Source organism: Peribacillus sp. NPDC101480, assembly GCF_050277335.1.
GTDB lineage: Bacteria > Bacillota > Bacilli > Bacillales > DSM-1321 > Peribacillus.
In genome coordinates, this window is sequence record NZ_JBNNSB010000001.1 from 256315 (window position 1) to 279965 (window position 23651).

Here is a 23651-nt window from a genome sequence, read left to right on the forward strand (position 1 = left end):
TAAAAAAAGGGGGCATCTCTATGCCTTTTGATTCAATCGGGGAAAAAATGAAGTCATTGAGGAAAGAACGAAAACTAACATTAAAGAGCCTTGCTGAACAAACAGGCGTTTCGATCAGCTTTTTATCACAAGTAGAACGAGGAAAATCAAGCGTCACATTAGAGTCATTAAAAAAAATCGCCGATACATTAGATGTCAGCCCAAGCTTCTTTTTTTCTGAGGACCGCTCCCAAGAAAATTCAGATTACAATCATGAACAATTTCATTATCAGAATTTATCCAGCGGCATTCGTGATGCTGTTTTTTCGCCTATTCTAGTCACGTTAAAGCCAGGGGAGAATAAAGGAAGCGCTTTTTCTCATAGCGGACATGAATTCTTATTCATTATCGAAGGGAAGTTAACAGTGGAAATAGAGGGGGAAAGAATAGAACTCCATGAACAACAGTCGTTCATGTTCGATGCTAGAAAAGCCCATTACTGGTTTAACTTCTCGGATCAAATTGTCCGGTTTTTGGTGGTGTCGTCGAAATAACGTCACGGTATATGTCCAGTTAACGAAATAGTTGGTTGTTGTTGTAAATGAGGTTATATGTCGTACAAAAGGATAGATGTTAACAGGGATTGCTCACTGTTCATCTATCCTTTCTTTTTACCTTGTTAAATGTGAAAAAGTAAATCAAATCATTAAAGTAATAAATTATTTATCAAAGAATGCGGAGTTTTCCATATTTGAAAATCCTGAATTCAATTTTGGGATCTTTTAATCTGGATTTATGGTTATTATACCATTATAAAAAATTGAAAATGGATGGAGAGAAGAAAATGAAAATCAGTGGAGGATTTGCCTAAGGAGTTACTCGAGGAACTTGAAGGTATTTATACCTTTTAAGAGAACCATGTATGAAGTAGAGTTTGAACAATTTTAGAGATGAAGATAGATACTTTGGATAATATGAATTAAGTTTCAGTCTCACTCTCACTCATATTTACTAAGGGTCAGGGGGATAACATATTGAAAAAGTTTTTATTATCATTATTAGGTGAAAACGACTCCGCCATTTTAATTGGCAGTGTTTTTGGATAGTCATAATTGTGAATAAAAGTAATTTTAATAGGGTTACAGGGTCAATACTTGGACGGCAACATCGGAATAAATATCTTCCACTTTATAAAAGTTCATGGAATTTAGAACCGTGGCGACCGGATAAAACAAAGGCTGGTATTTATATTAATACTTGTAATCCAACATAATTAATTTTTTGAAAGGGATATAAGATGCTAATTGAAAGTATGAGTGACTATTTTTATGAGCCATTTTACATACCGATTTTATTGCTGCTGCTTGGATTGTTATATGTGGGTATTTTAATACATAGTTTTACAATAATTAAGTTTAATTTCATAGGCTATGGTTTAATAGGAATATCTATAATAACGTATCTTCTTGTTGGCTTGTATATGACCGGAAAAGGATATTATTCAGACGGACACGCGCCAGAGCTATTTCTTTTTGGAAGTATGGGTTTTTTAGAGCTTACTTTATTAACTTATCCTTATATATTCCTTACTTTGGCGGTAACTCTAGGTAAAAAGGGAGTATAATTCAGGCAGCGTAAATCGCATTTATCCTCTTGGTTTTTTAGAGGTAAGCCACCTAGTTTTTTTAAAAAAGAAGTATCAAAGAACAACTAACGTTCTTGATACTTCTTTCTCCATTTTATTTGAAGGATTAACTGTAATCTCGTTTATTATGCCATGAAATGATGAGGTACCAAAGGAAGCATACCAAAGCGTTCTTAGCTTTCTCTTATGCTGCTTTCTTTTGTTTTTGGTCTAAGCGATAACTTAGGAATGTTAGAAGACTTGCAAAGATTGCAACCAGCCCGCCGACCCATGTCACATTCAGCAAATTTCCCTGATGGTAAACAACTCCGCCCAGTGCGGAACCAAAGGCGATACCGACATTGCTTGCTACTGGCATCAGTGAAGCAGCTAGCCCTGTAGCTTTTGGTTGATAAATACCGGCAAGGTCTATCAAATAAAGCTGGGTGGATGTTGTTAAAAGGATGGCCATTAACGACATCAAGCCAATGTTAATCAATCCAAAGATAAAATGATTTGTCGTCCAATATAAACTGATCAGAACGATTGCCTGCACGAGGAAAACAAACCGGAGGCGTCCGATAGCATTGTAGCTGGCAATTTTACCAGCAAGTATGTTGCTGAAAATGGAAATGAATCCGTAGCCAAACAAGATCAAACTGATTGAACTGCCTGGTGCTTCCATTCCTTTCAGGATCGGAACAAGATACGTATAAACGGCATACGTCGCTCCAAATCCAAGAGATGGAATGAAAAAAGCCATTAAAATTCGCGGGTGTGTTAACAAAGAAAATTGATCACGCATCGAACTGCGAATTGTACTTTGCATAGTAGGCAATACGAAGAAGGATGCCAAAAACGCAATAGCCCCGAGAAAAGTCGTTAACAGGAAGGATGCATTCCAGTCGTACCATTCAGCGATGACAGTGCCTATCGGTACTCCAATCACGTTTGCAAGCGTAAAGCCACCGAAAACGAATGAAATAGCAAGTCCGCGTTTAGCGATCGGCATGGTTTCACTTGCAACAACCATGGCAAGGGAAATTAAAACCCCTGTTACAATCGCAGTCAGCATCCGAAGTGCAAGGAGCATGATGTAGCTCGTCGAAATCACGCACAAAGCATTCAGGACGATGAACGAACCTATCAGAAACAACATCCATTTACGCTTTGGAAAATGACTCGTTGCCGACATCACGAGCGGTGTGGCAACGGCAAACGTAAGCGCAAACGCAGAAACGAGTGTGCCTGCTTTGGCATTTGTGATATGGAGACTCGAGGAAATATCGGTTAAGATCCCGACGATAACAAATTCGCTTGTCCCGAGAACAAATGTTAATAAAGTAAGTGTTAAGATGAGCAACCAATGTCGCTTGGTTAATTCTGTGGCGTGCATAAATACCTCTTTTCTTAGATGAATGTAAATGTGTCACAGGGTAGATAAACAATTTAACTATCATACCACAAAACATTTTTACGAGGAAAACCCTTGCTTGGTTATCGTTTGTTATTTCTTGCTAGAAAGCTTGTAGCTGAATCATTCACTAATTTTACCGTAACAGAACGAGCATGAGGTTACGCTGCATGCTGATTGCGATCATTGTATCGATCAAACGCGTTTGATAACTGTTGGAAGTATGAAGGGTTTATGGTAGGGGATGCAAGGTTATATATGCCATGCTGAATAGACTATCATTAAAGGAATTAGCAGTTGAGCTGTATGTTTCGCCAATAGATAAGGACCTTTGAAAAAGCAGTCCCCAAGACTGGAGGAAATTATCATTCTTGGGGGCTATTGTGATGCAATCGATAAGGCCAATTAACGATCCAACTTTTCGTTTTTAGTTTCTCTGCCATATAACCAACGAAGTGACTGAATGAAGTAGTTAGTAAAGAATAGGTCATCATGAGTTCCTTCTGGATCTGACGCAAATAATAGATTAGATTCCAAATAGCCTTCCTTGATAAATTCTAGGTGGGCTTTCTTCGTGTAGTCAACCATATGCTTTTGTATCGTTTCTTTATAAATTCCCTCTAATTCCCCGACATATAAATAGAGCTGATGGCTTTGACGATTCACTGATGGTTTTAGATGGATATTTCCTTGTCGTTCAATCTTTTCTCCTTGAAGATAGCGAAGAACGTCCTCGTACCAAAAGGAAGCAGATAATGAGATAAATTGATGGAATACCTCTGGATAATAATAGGAGGCGAAAATCGAAACAAGTCCTCCAAGTGAGCAGCCGGAAATAGCTGTATGTGAAGGCTCGGGATTGGTAGCATAATGGGCATCTATATATGGCTTTATTTCGGTTACGACAGTATGTAAATAAACCTGCGCTCGTCCTTCAAAGGTGGAAGCATGCGGTGCAAGTGATGGTGCTTCCCATGGCGTATAGTCATTTTTGCGATCAATGGGTTCAATTCCAATAACGATAAGCGGTTCAATTTGCCCTGAAAGAATTAAATGATCGATATAGTTTGCAGCTTGCTTAGCAGTTTCACCGCCATCATGCATATAGATCGTTCGGTATGTCTTGGTTTGATCGTAACCTGAGGGCAAGATGACACATACCTCATAGTTGGCAATTTTCTCATCAAGGTACTGAATCATGTATTTTCTCCCCGTCCTTTAAGAATAATCATATTTTGAAGATTAGAAAACAACATTTGATAATGATAACCATTATCAATTATAATGTACACTCTAATATTTTGAAAGGAATAATCCGATTAATAGAAAAATCTAGTCATAAGGATGATAATAGGGTTGGAAGTCTTTAACTGTTAATTTGTGTCTTTGCATTAGGTCCTCATTAGTTGATAAAATGATTTATCAGCTGTGTTTCTTTGATGAAACGATAATGTGGAGCGCTATACTTACCTTTCAACAAACAGAAAGTGGGATTTTATGATTAACCTGCATCAAGTGAGTAAAAAATTTTCACAATTTCAGGCTATTAAGTCTGTTACTTTAAAAATACCTAAAGGTGAAATTCATGGAATAATCGGAGCAAGTGGAGCAGGGAAATCAACCTTGCTGCGGCTAATGAATTTGTTGGAGACCCCAGATGCGGGCGAAGTGGAGGTAAACGACCAAAGATTGACCACATTGAACAAAAAAGCACTTCGAGGGGCACGGAAGTCGATTGGCATGATTTTTCAGCATTTTAATCTTGTGGCAAATAAAACGGTTTATGACAATGTGGCAGCCTCTTTAGAGCTGGCAAATTATCCAAAGAAGGAACGTCGGAGCCGTGTTGTAGAGTGTCTCCAATTTGTCGGATTGGAGGGTGAGATGGAGAGATATCCTGCACAATTAAGCGGAGGACAAAAGCAGCGTGTTGCCATTGCAAGGGCATTGGCAAATAACCCGCAAGTGTTGTTATGCGATGAACCAACTTCTTCCCTTGATCCAAATACAACGGCTGAAATATTAGATGTGCTAGAGAACATAAACAAACGCTTCGGTGTGACGATTGTCATTGTTAGTCATGAGCTGGATGTCATTAAAAGTATATGTAATCGTGTATCGATCATGGCAGATGGAGAGATTTATGACACGGTCTTAATCGAACCAACTGGGATTCAAAAAAGGAATAATCGTCCAGAATACTTTATCGAACAATTAGCAGAGAATGGTGGGCTAGGACATGCCTGAGATTTTAGTTCAATATGAGGCAGAAATTTGGCAGTCTATTGGAGAAACCATTACTATGGTTGGTGTGTCCATTTTAGCTGCGATTTTAATTGGATTGCCAGTCGGGACCTTGCTATTTCTTTGTAGGAAGGGTCATTTGCTTGAAAATCCGTGGGCTTTCTCAATTTTGAATTTATTGGTCAATATTATTCGTTCTTTTCCATTTTTGTTATTGGTGGTTTTTTTGATTCCGTTTACAAGACTCATAATCGGCACAGCCATTGGTACAGCAGCTGCTTGCGTTCCATTAGCGATCATTGCCATTGCCCATTATTCGCGATTGGTCGAGCAATCTTTATTGGACGTGCCAAAGGGTGTGATCGAGGCAGCCATTTCCATGGGGGCTTCTGTAAAGGATGTCATATTTAAATTCCTTTACGTGGAGGCTCGTTCAGGGCTTGTCCTCGGACTAACAACATCGATTATCAGCTTTATTTCCTATTCAACAATCATGGGAGTGGTCGGAGGCGGCGGTATCGGCGACTTTGCCATCAGGTATGGCTATCAGCAGTTTAAAACAGAGCTAATGATTTATATGATTATCATTATGATTATTCTAGTACAGCTTATCCAATTTATTGGCACGGCAGTAGCCAGAATGATTGATAAAAGATAAATAATGGAGGGAAACATCATGAAAAAAGTACTCTTTCTCATGGCAGCAATTATGTTGTTTTTAGTAGGATGTGGAAAGACGAATGAAGTAAAAGAGAAAGAAAATGCGCAGAATCAGGAGAAGGAAGAGGTAACATTGAAAGTGGCCTCACTCATTCCCCCAATGACGGAAATTCTTGAGCTAGTTAAACCAAAGCTGGCAGAGGAGGGCATTAACCTGGAAATGGTTGTATTAGGTGATAATGTGCAGCCTAACACCGCACTAGCGGCAAAAGAAGTGGATGTGAATTTCTTCCAACACGTTCCATATATGGAGGAATTCAATCGAAACAAAAATGCCGAGCTTGTACCGGTGAAACCAATTTATTTTGCCAATTATGGGGTGTATTCCAAAGAATACGATTCAATGGATAAATTGCCAGAGGGTGCCGTTATTGCCATTGCAAATGATGTGTCGAATATCGATCGTTCATTGGCATTGCTGGCACAGCATAAAGTCATCACTTTAAAGGAAAAAAAGGGTCCATACTATACAATGTCTGATATCACTGATAACCCTAAAAACTATAAGTTTAAAGAAGTCGATTTATTAATGCTAGCGAGAACGTATGATGAAGCAGATGCGATAGTGATAACACCTGCTTACGCTGCACCGCTTGGTTTGACACCAAAAAATGACGCCCTTCTCACAGAAGGTGTTGAAAATGACTTTGCGATTACATTAGTGGCACGCAAGGATAACGTGGATTCTGAGCCAGTCCAAAAGTTGGCCAAGGCCATGACAAGCCCAGAGGTACGCAAATTTTTAGAAGAGAAATATAGTGAAACGGCCATACCGGCATTTTAATTTTGATACAAAGAAAGGGCTATTCCTTCAACAGGAATAGCCCTTTTTTTACGTGTCGGTTTAACTTTGTGATCGCCCATTGTCTAGCTGGCTCCTGGACAGCATATTTTTGTTCAAAGCTTAAGGAAATACTCTATTATCCTACCTTCTTTATACTAATAAATCCGTTTAGTAAAAAGTCCCTTCATTTCTTGAATAAATATAGAAACTCTTCTAAAATATATTTAGTCCATAATTTTACAGTGAATAAAAATATTACATAGAAATGAATAAGAAAAGAAGTTGAAAGGACTTTCCATTATGTCGATGATTTACGAATCTCAAACACTAGTTTCTGCCATGGAAACGCGTGTCGGACAATATAAGGACCTGAAAGAACAGCTCACGGAATTAAAAAAAGGATTTGAGAGTATCGTTCATTTGGATGATGAGCTGCAGGGGCAAGGCGCAGAGGCAATCAAAGGGTTCTATAAAGCACAGATCGATGTCGTGGATTCTTGGCTGCGCCTGATCAATCGGCATGTTGCCTTTTTAAGTGGAATTCAAGGAGATACAATCGAAGCTAACCTGAGTGAAACCGTGGTTACGGTTCCTTTTTTAGAGGAAGAGCTGGAAAGCGCCAGTCGAAATTCCAAGGAAATGGTCACAGCCCAAAAAAATGATCTGAAAAAAATATTGGCTGGAATTGATGATATCATTCAATTAGAACCTTTTTCCGATGATGTGTTCTTTGAGAATATGGAGAAAGCTGAAAGGAAACGGAACCAAACGATAGACAAAGTAAACGAGATTGATCATAAGTGGACGGCTGAATATGCTAAATCCGAAGCAGACCAAGCGGCAGTGACGGCACTCATGGAGCAATTGAAAGTATCCAGTACAAGGGGAGGAGTAGTATCCCCGCTCTATTTTAATGCAGCAGCTTATAAAAATAGTGAAGCCTATAAAAACCTGGAAGTAAGGAAAAAAGAAACCGCGCAATATCTCAAGGTTAAGAAAGAAGAAGCGGAGAATCGCCGGATCAAAGACTTGAAGGCACAACTCGATCATGTAACAGATCCAGACGAGTTCCTCAAAATCGCCAAGCAGATCGGGTATGAAAACTTAGCGCCCACCCAGCAGCAATATGTCATGCAGCTAGAAGCGTCCAAGCAAACCGCAGACATTACAAAAGGAATCGGCGTAGGCCTTTATGATGTAGGTAAAGACTTCGTGACAGGAGTTTGGGACTTCGTCACAGATCCTGGGGAAACGGTTGAAGGCGTAGCAAATTCAATCATGCACCCGATAAAAACCTATAAATATATATCCAAATCCATCTCCGACTCATATGAACGGGATATGGTAAATGGCGATGCCATTTCGCGGTCTCATTGGGTAACTTATGCCCTTGGAACAGTCGTCACATCGGTGGTAGGAACAAAAGGCGCTGGTGCTGTAACGAAAACTGGGGTAGCGACAACCAAAGCCGCTGCAGTTAAAGGAGTTGCGAAAGCAAAAGAATTAGCCTCTATCCCTAACTTATTGCCATACAATCCAAAAAAACAACTGTCGTTGGCAGGGGCAGTACCTTATAATGTGGTTAATGGTGCGTGGTTAAAAGAACAGCTAATTTCGATGGCGAAAGTGGAGTCGGAAGTTAGTGGTAAGCGTACGGGTAAAATTGATTACGATTTAGCTAAAGATTATATTAGAAATGTCGAGACAATAACAGGATTAAAGATTCATAAAGCACAAACGGAACAATTAAAGGAAGCTTTAAGGAATCATAAATTTGAAAAAATGACACCACTTGATACTATGAAACATAGAAACAAGTTTAACAGTGTAAAAGACAAACTAATAAGTGAATGGGAAGGAAAAACAGGTCAAAAATGGCCCCGTTATACTGAAGAAGTTTATGATAAGAACGGTAGAGTCGCAAGAGATATCGGGCAACCTTATGATGCGCATCATATTATAGAAAATAATTTTGGTGGTCCACATGAATGGTGGAATATACATCCTGCCAAATTTCCTGATGAACATCAGGCAGGCATTCATGGTAAAGGATCTCCATCAAATAAATTGTTTCCAAGGAGGTAATTGATGGTGGCTAAATTTGATTATATTAAAAATAGTAATCATAAGTTTTTTCCATTAAAAGAAAAAGACCTTATAAAAGCAGAGGAAAGACTCGGATTTAAATTTCCCCCTGAACTAAGGGAGTTTTACTTAGAAGTTGGTTATGGTTTTTTTAAAGGCAATAATGAGAATTCAATAAGTAGATTAATGGATCCTGATACTATTGCAGATATTACACTAAGGAAAGGTATCTATGAGTATGACCCTGACTTAGAGGGGATATATGAAGAAGCAGACAAACTTGTTTTTTATGAAGTAAACGAGGGTGTATATTTAACACTTGATTTAAATGATACTCAAAGGACCTCTGTACACTTCTTTGACAATAAAATAGCTGATTCATTAGAGAGTTTTATAAAAAAAGTTGATGAAGACAATGAATACTTTTTTGATATGATGGAGTAATAACTATTGAAACTTATCCTTGATTGGCAAAATGCCTTTCAAGGTTCCTTTTTTTGTAGGGCTTCCCAGTGAACCGTTTATAATTTAAAGAATAGAAATAACTCTACTACTGAATGTCAATGTCTATCACTTAGGTGGATTGAAACCAAATAGGAGGTAGCTTATGCAAAAAGAAGGATTTGTATCATTTTGGGTAGGGAATATTAACACATCAGAGGAATTAGACAATTTACTTGAAATTTCTTATACAGAGGATGGGGATTTTATTCCAACAATGTTTGCTCGAAGCTTTGGCATCGATAGATATGACGACGCTGTTAGAGAAGCAGATTTTTATGATGAAGCTGATAACTCGCTTAGTCGATTATTAGAAGGCTTCTCTTACGATGATGACATTATTCCTAAATTTTCTTCATTGTGTGGCGCACAGTTGCCAAGACAGTATAATGTTGTAATTCTTTTATACAACTTTAAATATGAGGGAATAAAAAAGAAAACTACAATTAATAATAGTAATTTAGAGTTTTTAGGTGCAGTAGAATACTTGTAATTTAGATAAAAAACCTTGATTAGCTTAAGCTTTTCAAGGTTTTTTATGTCAATGCCGTAATAGGACGACATAGTATTGATGCTCTAGGAAGTAGTGAATCGGTTAAGGGCTGTTGAAGCTCTTGACGATTTAGGAGACATAGCTAGTACAAGTTAGTAGAAATACAGGAGGTAATGTTATGGATGAAAAAAGTCTAAATAAAACTATAAGAAATGCTATTAAGCTTGGTGATATTAATGAAGTAAAACGTTTAATAGGCGATAATCCAGAATCTTTACATACAATGACACCATTTGGTACGTGGTTACATGTAGCTGCCAAGAAGGGACACCTTGAAATGGTTGAGTACCTAATTATTAAAGGGATAGATATTGATGCTAGAGGTGGTACATTTGATGCTTCGGCATTAAATTTGGCAGCAGGTGCGGGGCATTTGGAGATAGTAAAGTATTTAATAGAGGCTGGCGCTGAATTAGATGAGAACTTAGCAAAAAGAAATCCATTATTTGGAGCAATTTATGGTGGACATAAAGAAGTTGTGGAGTTTCTAGTTGAAAATGGAATAGATATTTCAATTAGATATACGGGAGAGAGTATAAAGAATATGGATGCATATGAATATGCTAGAGAATTTGGGCAAACAGAAATTGCTGATTATTTAAAGCTGAAGATGGATGAAAAAGAATAGAAAAGAAAAGAGACTTTCTGGTTAATAGTATTTGCTATAGGTAAATACAAACCCCATGTTTAAAAGGCAGTAAATGATGCAAATAAAAAAAGAGAGTGTGATAAAGACTTGATCGCTGATGAAAGAAAATTATTCTTTATTATTAAAAGGACCCTTCCGGAAAGAAGGGTCACTTTTTATTTCTTTAAAGACTAAAGGTTACTGAATCTAAAATGAAATGAATATCAATCAAGACTAACTTCTTAAACTAGAGCACAGATTTGCAAATTTATTCTGAATCAGAGTTTAATAAAAATGACTGCTGAATAAGGTCCATAATAAGTTCTATATCAGTCTCAGATTTTAAGCTGATTTCAATGTCTCCATTTCCCCGGTGGCCAATATCTGTCACATCTCTTCCAAGATGATCAGGATCATGTAATTCACCGAATTTACAATTTAGCCAAATCTTTATAGTTTGTTTTGCTGGTAATAAATCTACGAAATTTCTATTCCCATACTTAAAGGCAATATAAAATTTCTTTACTTCCTCATGTACGGAGCTATCTATGTTTAAGATCCGGGTTTTTAATAAGTCATATAACTTATGGGTTTCAGAACTAAATGCATTGGCATGATGTTCAATTGAATAATCTGTTTTTGATTTTGACTCATTTTCGTTTTTCTTAAATAGTTTTAAAACATCTTCGGAAAGAGTCGGAGACTGCCAGACAGTAACTGCTCGTTCTGCTAGGATATTTGCTCTTTCTTCAATCGATTCTTTTTTCCAAGTTGAAAATTTGGAAACGCTACGATTTAACCATAATGGGCTATCCTTGAAGCCGCCTACAAGAGATAATTTTTCAGAAAAACTTCGATCGCTTAATTCAGAATTATATCCAGTTAAAGTTAAATTGCCTAAAGTATGAAGGTAAGAAAGTTGGATTGCTTCCCAATCTGATCCTAAAGCTGTTTGCCATTCAACTGAAAGATTTTTGTTTTGTGGCATTATATGTTCAATAGTATAATTTTCAACATTAACAATTTCTTTTCGATTATGATTTTCCAGCTTTCGTAACAGATAAGTACGATTCCTGAAGTTGTATAGGTCTTTAATTAATAAGTCCCGACGAAATTCCTCATTAGATGGGAAGCGCCGATAGGATGTCTTAAATATAAATGCTGCTTTTAAGCTATTTAAGTAGTCAGTTTTATCAATCTCTTTTGACAAAGATGCGAATGTATTATTTAACGAATTTGTTGGGATACTGCAAATTGCGCGTCTGAACACGTAACTTTCAACTAATCTAAAAACAGTAATTAGCTCGTCTTTATTAATAATATTTTGTATATAGTCATTGTAGACTTGCATTAAGAATGGATTTGCAGTATCCACTCTAAGTCCACGTATATCACGAAATACATTTTCAAGAACGGGATCTTTATCACGCAAATTAAGATTTACATAATATTGACCATAAGAATAAACATCAACAATTATTTCTTCAGTTGATAGGTGAGCATGTTCAGTTACATAGGATTTAAATGCCTCGTATACAAAACCAATTTTGGGTATTACTCCTGTTTTAAGTGTTATATAATCCCTAATAAAGCGGTCAAAATCGCTTGTATCAGGTAGTTTGTCGAACTTCATTTCAAGCTTATACCAATATTTGTTGTATAGGTATTCCTGATCTTTTGGTTGTAACCCCATCAGGAAATAGTTTCGAATTAAATCAGCTTGCGATAAATCAAGCCCTGTGGAATTGAGACTCTCAAAGATTAATTGGGGGTTATCTTTATCACGATCTAAAGCTATATCCACAACAATAAGTTTATTAAGAGCTTGATAAATTTCATCCAAAGTTAATTGACTTTTCATTATCTTATCCTTAAAGTACATCTGATTCTCTACAATTCTTTTTGAATAATCATCCTCGAATTCATTTCTTTCAAGTAAATCAATATAAGTTTGACGATCTTTTTGGGTTAATAATAGCTTATACTGGGTGTCATCATCTTCTTCAGCATTAAATAGGAAGTAATTACGGACTTTCTTTGAGGTAATGGATTCACAGGTTTTAATCTGTTCTTCCATTACCTCAGAAAACGCAGATAATATTAGACTTAAGGTTGTTAATCTTTGCTGACCATCAATTACTAAAAGTTGGGGCACAGAAGTTACATGATATAAACCTTTCTCAACATAAACTATTGAACCCAAGAAATGTGCTGATAGATTCATATCTTCAGAGATTCGTTCAATATCGTCCCATAACTGAGCACATTGTTTTTTTGTCCAACTATATGTCCGTTGATAAATCGGAATAACGAATTGCTTTGGCCCTTTTAGAAATTGTAAAAAGTTTGTCTCGGTGGCTTTCATAAATGTACCTCCAATTTTCTTTACATACTACATATTATAACCAAATATGGATACTGGGTATAATTAAACAGGATGAGGGTTGAAACATCAGGTTTATTTTAGACTTATAGTTGCCGATAATTATTTAGGGAGCAGGGGAGGTAATGTGATAAGGTGAACCGTATTTATAAGTGATAGAGTGATGGTATACAAAAGAAATTATTCCTGAGAAAACTTAACATTTATTTTTGGGATTATTTGGGAATATTTGCACCTGGCCTTAAAAACTATTTTTATAAAATTCTATGCTATCATTATCTAAGCACTAATGTTCGACAAATTATTCAATGTATCTTGAGATATCTGAAACATTCTCTTATATAACCACAGTCAGGAGCAAATCATTGAGCATCGAGAAAAAGCTAATTGTCAATTCAGACAAGGGTAATTTATTAAATGAGTTAATCTCTTCTATAAATGAGTGTGAAAAGTTTTATTTCAGCGTGGCATTTATTAATTATAGTGGTCTTCAGCTGTTGTTGGATACTTTTAAGAACGCCGAAAAAAGGGGAGTAAAGGGGAAGATTATTACTTCTACTTATCTGAATTTTACTGAAGCGAAGGCTTTAAAGAAAATAAATGAGTTTAGTAATATCCATTTAAAGATTTTTGAAACAGATAAGGCGATTGGTTTTCATACGAAAGCGTATATTTTTGAATTTAAGGATAGTTATAAGGTGATTATTGGTTCTTCTAATATTACTCAAAGTGCACTTAAGAGTAATATTGAGTGGAATGTTGAGATTATTGCTAAAGAGGATGCTCAATTTCTGAAAGATGTTTTAAAAGAATATGATGGATTATGGAATAGTAGTGTCATAGCGGATGACAATTTTATTAGTAAGTATGAAGAGTTTCTGAGTAAATTAAAGGGCTATACGAATACACAGCAATTTATTTATGAAAGCTCTGAATATATCATTCCTAATAACATGCAAAAACGTGCGGTTGAAAACCTTGAAAGAATTAGATCGTTTGGGGAAAAGAAGGCATTAGTTATAGCAGCAACAGGTACGGGTAAAACGTATATGTCTGCTTTTGACGTAAAAGGATTCAAGCCTAAAAGATTACTGTTCATTGTACATAGAGAAGAAATATTAAAAAAAGCAAAAGAGACGTTTGAAAAGCTCCTTCCTAATGAAAAACTGACATTTGGTTTACTGACTGGGAATCAAAAGCAAAAAAATGCTGATTATATTTTTTCTACCATTCAAACTATGTCTAAATGTTACGAGGAATTTAAACGAGACGAATTTGATTATATTATTTTTGACGAGGCCCATCATGCAACAAGCCCTAGTTATCAAGCCGTTCTAGAATATTTCGACCCACAATTTATTTTAGGGATGACAGCTACTCCAGAGAGAAGCGATCAACAAAATGTCTTTGACCTATTTGATAATAATGTTGCATTAGAAGTTCGTTTACATGAGGCTTTAGAGGATGAACTGGTTATTCCCTTTCATTATTTTGGTATTACCGACATTGAGGGAATTGATTTAAGTGATGTAGATATTGACGATGTAGCGGAGATAACGAAGAGATTAAAGGTTAACGAGAGAGTCGACTTTATTATTAAGAATATGAATTTCTATGGCCATGACGGTGAAAAAAGAAAAGGTCTAGGTTTTTGCGTAACCGTTGAACATGCACAATATATGGCACAAGAATTTAATAGTAGAGGTATTCAAAGTATCTGTTTATCTGGTAATGATTCAGTCGAGCAGAGATCGTATTATATAAATAAGTTAGAAGATGACCATGATGATTTAGAATTTATTTTCACGGTTGATATTTTTAATGAGGGTGTTGATATTCCTTCAGTAAATACCGTATTAATGTTAAGACCTACTAATTCTCCGATTGTTTTTATTCAACAGCTGGGAAGAGGCCTTCGTAAACATAAAGACAAGACTTTCCTAACGGTACTTGATTTCATCGGGAATCATAGTAAAACGTTCTTAATTGCCATCGCTTTGAATGGTAGTCGATATTATGATAAAGAGAGCTTGAAGGTTACTATAGCGACTGGCTTTGCAAATATTCCAGGTTGTACGCATATTCAAATGGATAAGATCTCTGAAGAACGGATATTAGCGCAGATTGATAAGGAAAACTTTAATTCTTTGAAGTATTTGAAGGAAGAGTACTTTGAATTTAAGAAAATGAATCAAGGTAAAATTCCCTTATTATTAATGGATTATATGAAATTTGATGGAGCTCCAGATCCGATTAAGTTTATTAATCGAGATAAAACCTATTTGCAATTTGTAGCAAAGGTAGAAAAAGAAGATTCCTTGAAAAGGATATTACTAGACGAAGCTTTTGAAGGAGTATTAAGGGAGCTATCGAGTAAGTTACCTTTAAAGCGAGTGTATGAATTTGCTATTGCTAAATATCTATTGGATCATGATGAGATTTCTTTAGAAACCGCAAAACGTGAGATATTGAAGTTGGTTAAAGAGGTAGATGAAGATAGCGTATTGCATACCTTGCAGTGTCTAAATCAGGATTTTTATGATCCTGGTCAGAAAAAGAGGAACTTTAAGTTATTTGCTCTTGAAAATGGTCATTTAACTAAGACAACTTCTTATCAAAAGGTTCTACAGAATGAAGAATATAGGACGTATATCGAAGATTTGATCATTTATGGAATCTTTAGATATGAAAAAGAATTTAAAGAAGACTACTATGGTGTGCCACATTTGAAGCTGTATGAACAATATCAAATGGCTGATGCTGCATTACTCTCAAATTATCGCAAAAGCCACAGTGCTTTTAGGGGTTCTGGTCTACTTTCAAATGGAAATGACTATTTCTTATTTATTGATCTGCACAAGGAAGAAGATATTAAAGAGAGCATTAATTACCACGATGAATTTATAAATGAACGCATTTTTCAATGGCAGACTCCAAATAGTACTGCCCCAAGTTCTGAGAGAGGAAAGAATATTGTATTCAATCAGGATAGAGGGATAAATTTACATTTATTTATTAGAAAGTATAAAGAAATAGACGGAAAGACAGAACCTTATATTTATATCGGTAAGGGTAACACGGTGGAATATGAAGGGGAAAAGCCAATTACCGTTACAATGGAATTAGAGAATGAAGTTCCGGCTAGCTTATATACTGAGTTCACTAAAAGAGTATAGTCTTCTCATTTGAGAAGACTATTTTTTTCATTGATCAATTGTTCCACTGCTGGAATGTCAGCAGGAGCCCATTTTAGAGAGCTTAGATTCTCGCGCTTTAACCATATAAGTTTAGAATGCTCATTGGCTGTTGGGGTACCTCCAATGATTCTACATTTTATAGACAGTAGGTTAATGATGAAGGTTTCATATTCATGCGTATTATCATTAAAGATTGAAGTATCTGTTTCAACTTTACATTGTAATTCTTCATCAATCTCCCTTTTTAATGCAGTAAAAATATCTTCGCCTTTTTCTACTTTTCCACCTGGGAATTCCCACATGTTCGGGATGCTCATATCTGGAGAGCGTAACGCACATAATATTTCATCTTTTTCATTTTCAATAATGGCTGCAACTACTTTAACTTGCTTTTTCATGTTATCCTCCTATAGGTTTGCTATGATTAAATAATATCATGATTAAGTGGGGTTTGTTATAAATACAAAATTTGGGTAAGTGATATAATTGTAAGATAAACTTTGAAGGAGGCCACTTTATGCCAGTCCACAATAAATTAGTCCGTGATCGGATTCCAGAAGTGATTGAAGCTACAGGTAAGAAGTTTACAACAAAAGTGTTAAATGAGAAGGAATACATAGAAGAATTGAAAAAGAAGAGCTTTGAAGAGTTACAGGAATATGTAGAGACAGAAAGTAAAGAGGAAGCGATTGAAGAGTTGGCGGATGTGTTAGAAATCCTTCATGCTTTGGCTGAGTATCATGGAGCTTCTATTGAGGAAGTGGAGAAAGTAAGGAAGAATAAAGCAGATAAACGCGGGGGGTTTAAGGAGAAGATTTATCTAATTGAGGTTGAAGATGAGTAAGGTCCAATTAATTGCCGGTCACTTAGGGACACACCTATTGAAGCAGATTGATTCTGCTTCTTCTATTTGTATTTTGACCTCTTTTGTGATGAAATCTGGTGTTCAATACTTGAGAGAAGCATTAAAAGCAGCTGCTGAACGTGGAGCGGAAATTAAAGTGTGTACAGGCGATTATTTGTTTGTGACCCAGCCAGAAGCATTAAGGATATTATTAGAGATTGATTCAAGGATTGAGGTCAGATTATGGAAGAGTAATGGGGTGTCCTTTCATCCTAAAGCTTATCTTTTTCAAAAAGAAAACCAAGATAGCCTGTTTGTTGGCTCGTCCAATCTTTCACGTTCTGCTTTAAGTAATGGAGTGGAATGGAGTCTTTCTGTTAGTGATGATGAAGAAGTATTTTCTCAAGGACTGCATCTATTTTTAGAAACGTTTTATAGTGATCAAACAATTTCTTTAAATCAAGAAACGTCGAAGAATTATGAAGAAAGCTATGAGAAGTTTCATATAAATAATCCAAATCTTCCTCAAAAGTGGACGGAAACAGAGGAAATGGATTTAATGCTTCTAAGTGATGTTGATGAGTCTATTCCAACAACGGAGATTATTCATGAACCATCTGCACCATATGGGGAAATCTATCCTCGCTTTGCACAAATTGAAGCATTAGAAGAGTTAAATAAAACAATGGAAGAAGATTATGATAAGGCGTTAGTTGTGATGGCCACCGGATTAGGAAAGACATATTTAGCCGGGTTCCTTGCGCGCAATTTCAAACGGGTGCTGTTTATTGCTCATCTTGAAGAAATTCTATATCAGGCTAGGAAGTCATTCCAAACGGTTATGCCGGCAGAGAGCTTTTCTATTTATAATGGCAAGGTGAAGGAGAGGCATGGACATACCATTTTTGCTTCGATTTACACGTTAAGCATGCAGCGGCATCTTCAAGTGTTTGATCCTGAAGAATTTGACTTGATAATCGTCGATGAGTTTCATCATGCAGCGGCTGAATCTTATCAAAGGGTACTAGATTACTTCAAACCTAAATTTTTGCTTGGAATCACGGCCACACCTGATCGAAATGATAACAAGGATGTTTATGCTATCTGTGATGGAAATGTAGCATTCCGGATGGATTTCCTTGAGGCTATTCAACGGAATTGGTTAGCTCCGTTTAAATATTTTGGTGTGTATGATGATACAGATTATAGTCAGATTACTTGGCTCGGAAATCGGTATGATGAAAATGAGTTGCTACAGCTTCAATTACAGGATGAGATGGCTCAAAAAGTATTGAATGCGTGGAAGGACAAAAGAAAAACACGGACAATCGGTTTCTGTTCATCCATTAGGCAAGCAGATTTTCTTTCTGACTTTTTTAATCAAAAGGGTTTTAGGGCAATTAGTCTGCATTCAAGGAAAAAAGACATAAATAGAGATGATGCAATAAGTCAGCTTGCAGCTGGAGCCCTCGATATTATCTTTACGGTCAATCTATTCAATGAGGGAGTCGATATCCCGGCTGTTGATACGCTTTTATTTGTTAGGCCAACAGAATCTTTAACGGTCTTTACCCAGCAGATTGGCAGAGGGCTAAGACTACATGACTCCAAGGATCATTGCGTTATTATTGATTTAATCGGTAATTATAGAAATGCAGATGTTAAATTAAGTTTGTTTGATACAGATTTGAGCAAGAAAAAGACGAAAACCATTGAGCCGGTTGTTCCTGAATTATGTGATATAGAATTAGATATTCATGTTATTAATCTCTTAAAGGAAATGGCGAAAAAGAAGCAGCCTAGACGAGATAAATTAGTAAATGATTATCTCATATTAAAACAGGAATTAGGAAGGAGACCTTCTTATTTACAACTACATCTAAAAGGTGCCTCTGAATCCCCGCATTATCGTCAGGAATTCTCTTCATATTATGGATTCTTGGAGTATGCTAATGAGCTTTCAGAAAGTGAATCCGAAATCTTTCATCGCTATGAACAATGGCTATTGGAAGTAGAGAAAACGAGTATGGCAAAGAGTTATAAAATGGTCGTTCTGCTAGCGATGCTAGAGCGTGGAGAGTATAGTTGGTTCAAGCCAATCACTTCTGAGGAAGCAGCACCATTTTTTCATAGCTACTTAACAGAAACAGAGTATCGAAAACAAATCGACTTTGCTGACAAATCTTCTAAAAAGCTATGGAATTACGATAAAGCAGGAGTTAGTAAATTGATTTCGTCTATGCCTATGTCTAAGTGGAGCGGCAGCTCTAATGGGTTAATTACTTACGAAGATGATATTTTTAAGCTGAACTTTGATGTCAGACCAGAAAACCAGAGGGTTCTGTTTAGTATGACCAAGGATATTTGTGAATATCGACTTCATTATCACTTTGAGCGGAAGGCTAAATAAAACAAAGCAATTGGAATTGCATAATAAGTTCCCGATAATGGCGGACCGACTGACTCTTCAAGTGAAGGAGAAAGTATTATTGGATGAAGTGAGTTTTCAGCTGCCGCTCGGTAACAAAATAGCCATCACAGGCAGCAACGGCAGCGGTAAAAGTACTTTGCTGCATCATATTGCGAATAATGGTGCCGGTTTAACGGTTTCTCCAAAAGCAAAAATGGGTTACTTCCGTCAAATGAGCTATAGATTTTCCAGTGATGAAACGGTTCTGCAATTCCTGGAGAATCGCTCAGAATATGATGAAGGATTTTTAAGAAGCGTCCTGCATTCGATGCAGTTTACTGGGACGGATATACTGAAAAGCGTTCAGTCCTTAAGTGGCGGAGAAGCGATTCGCCTCCAGCTTTGTCAGTTGTTCTTAGGGGAATACAACATTCTGTTATTGGATGAACCGACCAACTTTATGGATATTACTGCCATTGGAGCATTGGAACGATTCATAGCTGGATATGAAGGCACGATCATATTTGTATCCCATGATTCAGCGTTCATAAAGCATGTTGCCGATATTCAGTATCAACTTCAGGCGAAAAATTGGTTCAAGTGTGATTTTTAAGATTATGGCAAAATAAGCCGATGGAACAATTCCGTCGGCTTATTTATATAAGAGTAACTAAGCACATTAAGGATGAATCGTAACCGGTGTCCCGATTGGAACAATCCTTGATAATTCCTCCACGTCCCGATTATGCATGCGAATACAGCCTTTTGAGACGGCTTTACCAATCGAGCTGGGGTCATTCGTTCCATGAATGCCGTAGTGCTCCTTGGATAGACTCATCCACATTGTACCGAATGGGCCTCCGGGGTTGGGGGCTTTATTAATGATGATGAATTGTCCTACTGGTGTACCGAACAGCATTCTTCCAACGGCGATTGGATATTGTTTCTGCAGTACTCCATTTTTAAGCAGCCTTAGCTTACGATTATTAACGGACACATCGATCTGAAATGGAATGGTATCAGCAGGAGGAAAACCAGGGATCATGATGGGTTGACCAGGATAAATGACATTTGGGTTTATTGTCGGGTTAGCAGCGATGATTGCCGATAGCGGTTTCCGGTAGTCCCTGGATATCTGTGTCAGTGTTTCACCTGGTTTAACTGTATGAATCAGTCTGAACACCTCCATAGGTTATAGTTGTCATGTTTCATTCTATGTGATTTTTCAAAAGTGTTTCGTAACTCGTCGTAAGCTGTTATCTATTTTTAATAAAACTTATATGTTAAGTAACTAAGCCGAAAAGAAACCGAAATGAACATTTGATAAAATAAGTTTTTATGGAGAAGATTTTTTTGTTAGTTAAAGAGGGGGAATAAGGGTGGAGGAACATGTGAAAAAGGCTTTAATCGAATGGAATGAAGAAATTAGTGATGTATTAAATGGGATAGAAAAAGAGTATGAAGAAGTTAAGCGTGACCTTCAGGTTTATTCCTATAAATTCAATATCACCAAGCAAGTTGTACAATCCACTATAAATGATGAAATTATTCGAAACATCCGCGAGCTCTATCATAAACCTTTTGAACAAAAATTGAACGAATTGAAAGAGTCTATAAAAGAGCTGGAAGAAAAGAGAAAGGTTTTTCAAATGTTTGTCGATAAAATCGAAAAGGTTAGTGAAAGAGAAGAAGGAAAACCGCAAATATCAGTCATATAAGGCAGCGAGGAGCAGGATACTCTACCATTCTATACACAAAAACCATGGCAGCGAATATAACTGCTTTTTTTTGCTGGAATTGCCAAAAGCGCCCCCTTGTTTACCCTAACATCAACCCGGGTACACTATCCTATAAAAAGGAAATGGGGGAGTTCTATGTGGAATGCGGTCTTTTGGGGAGGGGTTTCGGGTTCTGCCGTCCTGCTTGGCGCACTTGCCGCAATCTTCATACCGATCAAGAAAAACATCATTGGCTATATCATGGCTTTTGGTACGGGTGTATTGATTGGTGCCGCGGCATATGAGCTGCTTGCTGATTCGGTGAGTGATGGTGGAATCTGGGCGACGGGGATCGGATTCATAGCAGGGGCCGGCGTGTTTACTGCCTTGGATTTTCTTATTTCCAAAAAAGGTGCGGATAAAAGGAAACGGTCCAATAATAACTCTTCGAAGGAAGCGGGCCTAGCCATTTTCATCGGAACCGTGATGGATGCCATACCGGAGTCGATCATGATCGGCGCAAGCTTAATAAGCGGTGGCTCGGTAAGCTGGCTATTGGTCATTGCCATCTTCATCAGTAATATTCCGGAGGGGCTCTCAAGTACAACAGGTTTGCTCAAAAGTGATTACTCCAAGAAGAAAATCATGCTGCTGTGGTTTTCCGTCCTGATCATTTCGGCATTATCCTCGATGTCGGGCTATCTATTCCTCGATCATGCCCCGGACTATGTCCTGGCAGCGATGGCAGCCTTTGCAGGCGGGGGAATCATCGCCATGATTGCCTCAACGATGATGCCTGAAGCATATGAAGACGGAGGGCCGATCACGGGCATATTCACCGCTGCCGGCCTGCTTATATCTTTGGTTCTGGATTCGATGTGAGATTGTCCCCTTGGAAGGAAGGGGGCAATTTTTTTTGTGAAAATTCTATCATAGAAGGAAATGCACAAGGAATCTATCTCGAAAAAAGAATTGTTGGTGTTAAAATATCATTTCAAATCATACACTCTTCATATAGATTTTTAGACATTGAGGAGATGTTAGAAATGAACTTCGAGATGCAAATAGCGAATATGTTAGCTGATAATTTAAAAGGGTTCATTACATTTGTCCGGGAAAATCATGAAAATGAAAACAACTGCTTTTGTTTAAATAAAGATAAATTGTATCAATTGAAGCTTCTTGTTGACGAGTTTAAATTTCAAGTATTGGCAGATGAACTTAAACGAATCAATCGGTTTACCTGGGATGAAAACTACACGCATTTATTAGTTGATAGATTCAGAAAAGGGATGGAGATCATTGAAGAGTACGTTGAAAATAACTACAGCGATTTATTCATTTTCACCGCTAGACTTTACACATTGAATAGTCTCAGCTTAACCTTTTGCAAGGAGGAAGAATCAATAGTCCGCTAATTTGGGCATCCGCGAATAAAAGAAGAGCACATATTATCGTATATAATATGTGCTCTTCTTTTATTTTTTTATAGGGATAGGTGACCAAAAAGATTCTAATTCTTATATATGCTCCGAGCCCGCTCTTATTTGCTTGGCATCGCAGAGATATATTTTTTAACCACTTCATACACATATTCTTGATTGGCTGCTGCTGTATTAGGGTTATATTTACCGCCGTTCACTTTATTATTGGATAGCACTCGTATGCCTAAGAAGGGCACATCGTAAGCTTTGGCGATTTGTGCTGCCGAAGCTCCTTCCATTTCTTCCACGGATGTACCATATTTCGTATGGAACCACTTAATCCGATCCACTTCATTATTCCAAACGTCTGCAGAACCGATAGTACCATCGACAATCTTACCTTTTGTGTAGGTATCCTTAACTGCATGAGCAGCTGCGAGTAAATCCTTATCTCCCTCGAAGAAGCGTGGTTTTTCAGCATTAGGATCTTCTCCTGCACTTCCTTCAGAAGCCATTAGGTCCATTGGTTTCCATATGGTTGGATCGATTCCTTCGTTTTCAGCTTTATCTGCCGTTTTTAATGAACCTAGGTTTACCGTTCTTTCTCCTAAAACAATATCAAAAACGTTTAAGCTTGGGTCATGTCCACCTGATGTCCCTTGATTGATGATGGCAATAGGGTTATATCTTTCAATTGCCACTGCTGTAGCCGCAGCTGTATTTTCCATCCCTTTACCTGTTTTGGCAACGATTACAGGATAATTGTCTAAAGTTCCAATATAAAATACAAAATCTCCTGATTTTTCTTCTTTAACGTTTTTTAACCTTTTCGCGAAATTTTCAGCTTCAATTGGCATTGGACCTTGAATCATGATAGGCCTTTGAGTCTTTTTTTCGACCGTTTCATTTTTGGAAGCAGAACTGCATGCTGCAATTACCGACACGAAAAGTAATGTAATGATTCCTAATAGAGTGTACTTTTTTAACATGATTTTTCTCTCCTTAAAACGAATTATCCGATTGTTTGAAGCACTCGCAGTTGTGGTCAAAGAAAAAGGTCCAGAACCGCAGAATGATTACTGCATACTAGACCTACGATAGTTAAAGTATAGATAATTAAGCAAAAATGAAGCCAATGCTAAA

Annotated in this window: 22 protein-coding genes and 1 pseudogene; 17 read left to right on the forward strand and 6 right to left on the reverse strand. The window is 37.1% G+C overall.

Going from position 1 to position 23651, the window contains the following annotated elements; all coding sequences use genetic code 11:
• Nucleotides 1-20: 20 nt before the first annotated feature.
• The 3 genes from ACQKMF_RS01355 (at nt 21) to ACQKMF_RS01365 (ending at nt 1603) form a co-directional block, all read left to right on the forward strand.
• Nucleotides 21-533 (forward strand): helix-turn-helix domain-containing protein, encoded by a 513-nt coding sequence (locus ACQKMF_RS01355; RefSeq protein ID WP_427571472.1) that lies wholly within the window; start codon nt 21-23, stop codon nt 531-533.
• Between the two features lie 560 nt (nt 534-1093).
• A complete protein-coding gene (locus tag ACQKMF_RS01360; protein ID WP_427571474.1) occupies nt 1094-1252 on the forward strand; it encodes a DUF2599 domain-containing protein in 159 nt (52 codons plus the stop codon).
• A 24-nt stretch (nt 1253-1276) separates the two neighbouring features.
• A complete protein-coding gene (locus ACQKMF_RS01365) occupies nt 1277-1603 on the forward strand; it encodes a hypothetical protein (RefSeq protein WP_402939563.1) in 327 nt (108 codons plus the stop codon).
• A 205-nt stretch (nt 1604-1808) separates the two neighbouring features.
• On the opposite strand, the gene ACQKMF_RS01370 is transcribed toward ACQKMF_RS01365, so the two are convergent.
• Together ACQKMF_RS01370 and ACQKMF_RS01375 are read right to left on the reverse strand one after the other, a co-directional pair.
• Complete coding sequence (locus ACQKMF_RS01370; RefSeq protein ID WP_350300055.1) at nt 1809-2999, reverse strand: MFS transporter; 1191 nt, start codon at nt 2997-2999, stop codon at nt 1809-1811.
• Nucleotides 3000-3422: 423 nt separating this feature from the next.
• The gene (locus ACQKMF_RS01375; protein ID WP_427571477.1) at nt 3423-4217 is read right to left on the reverse strand and encodes an alpha/beta hydrolase; all 795 of its coding nucleotides are present in this window, start codon (nt 4215-4217) and stop codon (nt 3423-3425) included.
• A gap of 297 nt (nt 4218-4514) precedes the next feature.
• On the opposite strand from ACQKMF_RS01375, the gene ACQKMF_RS01380 reads away from it, so the two are divergent.
• The 7 genes from ACQKMF_RS01380 to ACQKMF_RS01410 all read left to right on the forward strand — a co-directional run bounded on the left by ACQKMF_RS01380 (nt 4515) and on the right by ACQKMF_RS01410 (nt 10532).
• Nucleotides 4515-5264, forward strand: a complete 750-nt coding sequence (locus ACQKMF_RS01380; RefSeq protein ID WP_427571479.1) for a methionine ABC transporter ATP-binding protein — start codon at nt 4515-4517, stop codon at nt 5262-5264.
• A complete protein-coding gene (locus ACQKMF_RS01385) occupies nt 5257-5919 on the forward strand; it encodes a methionine ABC transporter permease (RefSeq protein WP_101223248.1) in 663 nt (220 codons plus the stop codon). Before ACQKMF_RS01380 ends, ACQKMF_RS01385 begins: the two co-directional genes overlap by 8 nt.
• Nucleotides 5920-5937: 18 nt before the next feature.
• Nucleotides 5938-6765, forward strand: a complete 828-nt coding sequence (locus ACQKMF_RS01390; protein ID WP_427571482.1) for a MetQ/NlpA family ABC transporter substrate-binding protein — start codon at nt 5938-5940, stop codon at nt 6763-6765.
• 300 nt (nt 6766-7065) lie between these two features.
• On the forward strand, nt 7066-8850 hold the full coding sequence (locus ACQKMF_RS01395) for a ribonuclease YeeF family protein (RefSeq protein ID WP_427571484.1): 1785 nt from the start codon (nt 7066-7068) through the stop codon (nt 8848-8850).
• 6 nt (nt 8851-8856) lie between these two features.
• Nucleotides 8857-9294 (forward strand): SMI1/KNR4 family protein, encoded by a 438-nt coding sequence (locus ACQKMF_RS01400; RefSeq protein ID WP_427571486.1) that lies wholly within the window; start codon nt 8857-8859, stop codon nt 9292-9294.
• A 163-nt stretch (nt 9295-9457) separates the two neighbouring features.
• Nucleotides 9458-9844, forward strand: coding sequence for an immunity 22 family protein (locus ACQKMF_RS01405; protein ID WP_427571488.1), 387 nt, complete (start codon nt 9458-9460; stop codon nt 9842-9844).
• Between the two features lie 178 nt (nt 9845-10022).
• Nucleotides 10023-10532: an ankyrin repeat domain-containing protein gene (locus tag ACQKMF_RS01410; protein WP_427571490.1), complete on the forward strand. Its 510-nt coding sequence runs from the start codon at nt 10023-10025 to the stop codon at nt 10530-10532.
• A 268-nt stretch (nt 10533-10800) separates the two neighbouring features.
• Here ACQKMF_RS01410 and ACQKMF_RS01415 read toward each other — a convergent pair whose 3' ends face one another.
• Entirely contained in the window at nt 10801-12897 is a 2097-nt protein-coding gene (locus tag ACQKMF_RS01415; protein ID WP_427571492.1) for a GmrSD restriction endonuclease domain-containing protein, read from the reverse strand.
• A gap of 383 nt (nt 12898-13280) precedes the next feature.
• Between ACQKMF_RS01415 and ACQKMF_RS01420 the strand changes: the two genes are divergently transcribed.
• Nucleotides 13281-16091: a DEAD/DEAH box helicase gene (locus ACQKMF_RS01420; RefSeq protein WP_427571494.1), complete on the forward strand. Its 2811-nt coding sequence runs from the start codon at nt 13281-13283 to the stop codon at nt 16089-16091.
• Between the two features lie 5 nt (nt 16092-16096).
• Here ACQKMF_RS01420 and ACQKMF_RS01425 read toward each other — a convergent pair whose 3' ends face one another.
• On the reverse strand, nt 16097-16510 hold the full coding sequence (locus ACQKMF_RS01425; RefSeq protein ID WP_427571496.1) for a (deoxy)nucleoside triphosphate pyrophosphohydrolase: 414 nt from the start codon (nt 16508-16510) through the stop codon (nt 16097-16099).
• A gap of 119 nt (nt 16511-16629) precedes the next feature.
• Here ACQKMF_RS01425 and ACQKMF_RS01430 point away from each other — a divergent pair, with 119 nt between their 5' ends.
• The 3 genes and pseudogenes from ACQKMF_RS01430 to ACQKMF_RS01440 all read left to right on the forward strand — a co-directional run.
• Nucleotides 16630-16956, forward strand: coding sequence for a nucleoside triphosphate pyrophosphohydrolase (locus ACQKMF_RS01430; protein WP_098937319.1), 327 nt, complete (start codon nt 16630-16632; stop codon nt 16954-16956).
• Nucleotides 16949-19366 (forward strand): DEAD/DEAH box helicase family protein, encoded by a 2418-nt coding sequence (locus tag ACQKMF_RS01435; RefSeq protein ID WP_427571498.1) that lies wholly within the window; start codon nt 16949-16951, stop codon nt 19364-19366. The genes ACQKMF_RS01430 and ACQKMF_RS01435 overlap by 8 nt, the downstream gene beginning before the upstream one ends.
• A pseudogene (locus tag ACQKMF_RS01440) lies at nt 19365-19979 on the forward strand (ATP-binding cassette domain-containing protein); the annotation flags it as partial. The gene ACQKMF_RS01435 and the pseudogene ACQKMF_RS01440, both read left to right, overlap by 2 nt.
• A gap of 66 nt (nt 19980-20045) precedes the next feature.
• Here ACQKMF_RS01440 and ACQKMF_RS01445 read toward each other — a convergent pair.
• Entirely contained in the window at nt 20046-20540 is a 495-nt protein-coding gene (locus tag ACQKMF_RS01445) for a L,D-transpeptidase family protein (RefSeq protein ID WP_101223517.1), read from the reverse strand.
• 205 nt (nt 20541-20745) lie between these two features.
• On the opposite strand from ACQKMF_RS01445, the gene ACQKMF_RS01450 reads away from it, so the two are divergent.
• From ACQKMF_RS01450 to ACQKMF_RS01460, 3 genes are all read left to right on the forward strand, one after another.
• Nucleotides 20746-21084: a hypothetical protein gene (locus ACQKMF_RS01450; protein WP_034309801.1), complete on the forward strand. Its 339-nt coding sequence runs from the start codon at nt 20746-20748 to the stop codon at nt 21082-21084.
• A 156-nt stretch (nt 21085-21240) separates the two neighbouring features.
• The gene (locus ACQKMF_RS01455) at nt 21241-21966 is read left to right on the forward strand and encodes a ZIP family metal transporter (RefSeq protein WP_101223227.1); all 726 of its coding nucleotides are present in this window, start codon (nt 21241-21243) and stop codon (nt 21964-21966) included.
• 164 nt (nt 21967-22130) lie between these two features.
• Nucleotides 22131-22502, forward strand: a complete 372-nt coding sequence (locus tag ACQKMF_RS01460; protein WP_101223516.1) for a hypothetical protein — start codon at nt 22131-22133, stop codon at nt 22500-22502.
• A gap of 125 nt (nt 22503-22627) precedes the next feature.
• On the opposite strand, the gene ACQKMF_RS01465 is transcribed toward ACQKMF_RS01460, so the two are convergent.
• Complete coding sequence (locus tag ACQKMF_RS01465; RefSeq protein WP_427571501.1) at nt 22628-23497, reverse strand: 5'-methylthioadenosine/S-adenosylhomocysteine nucleosidase; 870 nt, start codon at nt 23495-23497, stop codon at nt 22628-22630.
• Between the last annotated feature and the right edge of the window lie 154 nt (nt 23498-23651).

Coding starts and splice junctions, on each gene's coding strand:
- ACQKMF_RS01355 (WP_427571472.1), top strand. CDS start 21: ATGCCTTTTGATTCAATCGGGGAAAAAATGAAGTCATTGAGGAAAGAA.
- ACQKMF_RS01365 (WP_402939563.1), top strand. CDS start 1,277: ATGCTAATTGAAAGTATGAGTGACTATTTTTATGAGCCATTTTACATA.
- ACQKMF_RS01370 (WP_350300055.1), bottom strand. CDS start 2,999: ATGCACGCCACAGAATTAACCAAGCGACATTGGTTGCTCATCTTAACA.
- ACQKMF_RS01375 (WP_427571477.1), bottom strand. CDS start 4,217: ATGATTCAGTACCTTGATGAGAAAATTGCCAACTATGAGGTATGTGTC.
- ACQKMF_RS01380 (WP_427571479.1), top strand. CDS start 4,515: ATGATTAACCTGCATCAAGTGAGTAAAAAATTTTCACAATTTCAGGCT.
- ACQKMF_RS01385 (WP_101223248.1), top strand. CDS start 5,257: ATGCCTGAGATTTTAGTTCAATATGAGGCAGAAATTTGGCAGTCTATT.
- ACQKMF_RS01390 (WP_427571482.1), top strand. CDS start 5,938: ATGAAAAAAGTACTCTTTCTCATGGCAGCAATTATGTTGTTTTTAGTA.
- ACQKMF_RS01395 (WP_427571484.1), top strand. CDS start 7,066: ATGTCGATGATTTACGAATCTCAAACACTAGTTTCTGCCATGGAAACG.
- ACQKMF_RS01405 (WP_427571488.1), top strand. CDS start 9,458: ATGCAAAAAGAAGGATTTGTATCATTTTGGGTAGGGAATATTAACACA.
- ACQKMF_RS01410 (WP_427571490.1), top strand. CDS start 10,023: ATGGATGAAAAAAGTCTAAATAAAACTATAAGAAATGCTATTAAGCTT.
- ACQKMF_RS01415 (WP_427571492.1), bottom strand. CDS start 12,897: ATGAAAGCCACCGAGACAAACTTTTTACAATTTCTAAAAGGGCCAAAG.
- ACQKMF_RS01425 (WP_427571496.1), bottom strand. CDS start 16,510: ATGAAAAAGCAAGTTAAAGTAGTTGCAGCCATTATTGAAAATGAAAAA.
- ACQKMF_RS01430 (WP_098937319.1), top strand. CDS start 16,630: ATGCCAGTCCACAATAAATTAGTCCGTGATCGGATTCCAGAAGTGATT.
- ACQKMF_RS01435 (WP_427571498.1), top strand. CDS start 16,949: ATGAGTAAGGTCCAATTAATTGCCGGTCACTTAGGGACACACCTATTG.
- ACQKMF_RS01455 (WP_101223227.1), top strand. CDS start 21,241: ATGTGGAATGCGGTCTTTTGGGGAGGGGTTTCGGGTTCTGCCGTCCTG.
- ACQKMF_RS01460 (WP_101223516.1), top strand. CDS start 22,131: ATGAACTTCGAGATGCAAATAGCGAATATGTTAGCTGATAATTTAAAA.
- ACQKMF_RS01465 (WP_427571501.1), bottom strand. CDS start 23,497: ATGTTAAAAAAGTACACTCTATTAGGAATCATTACATTACTTTTCGTG.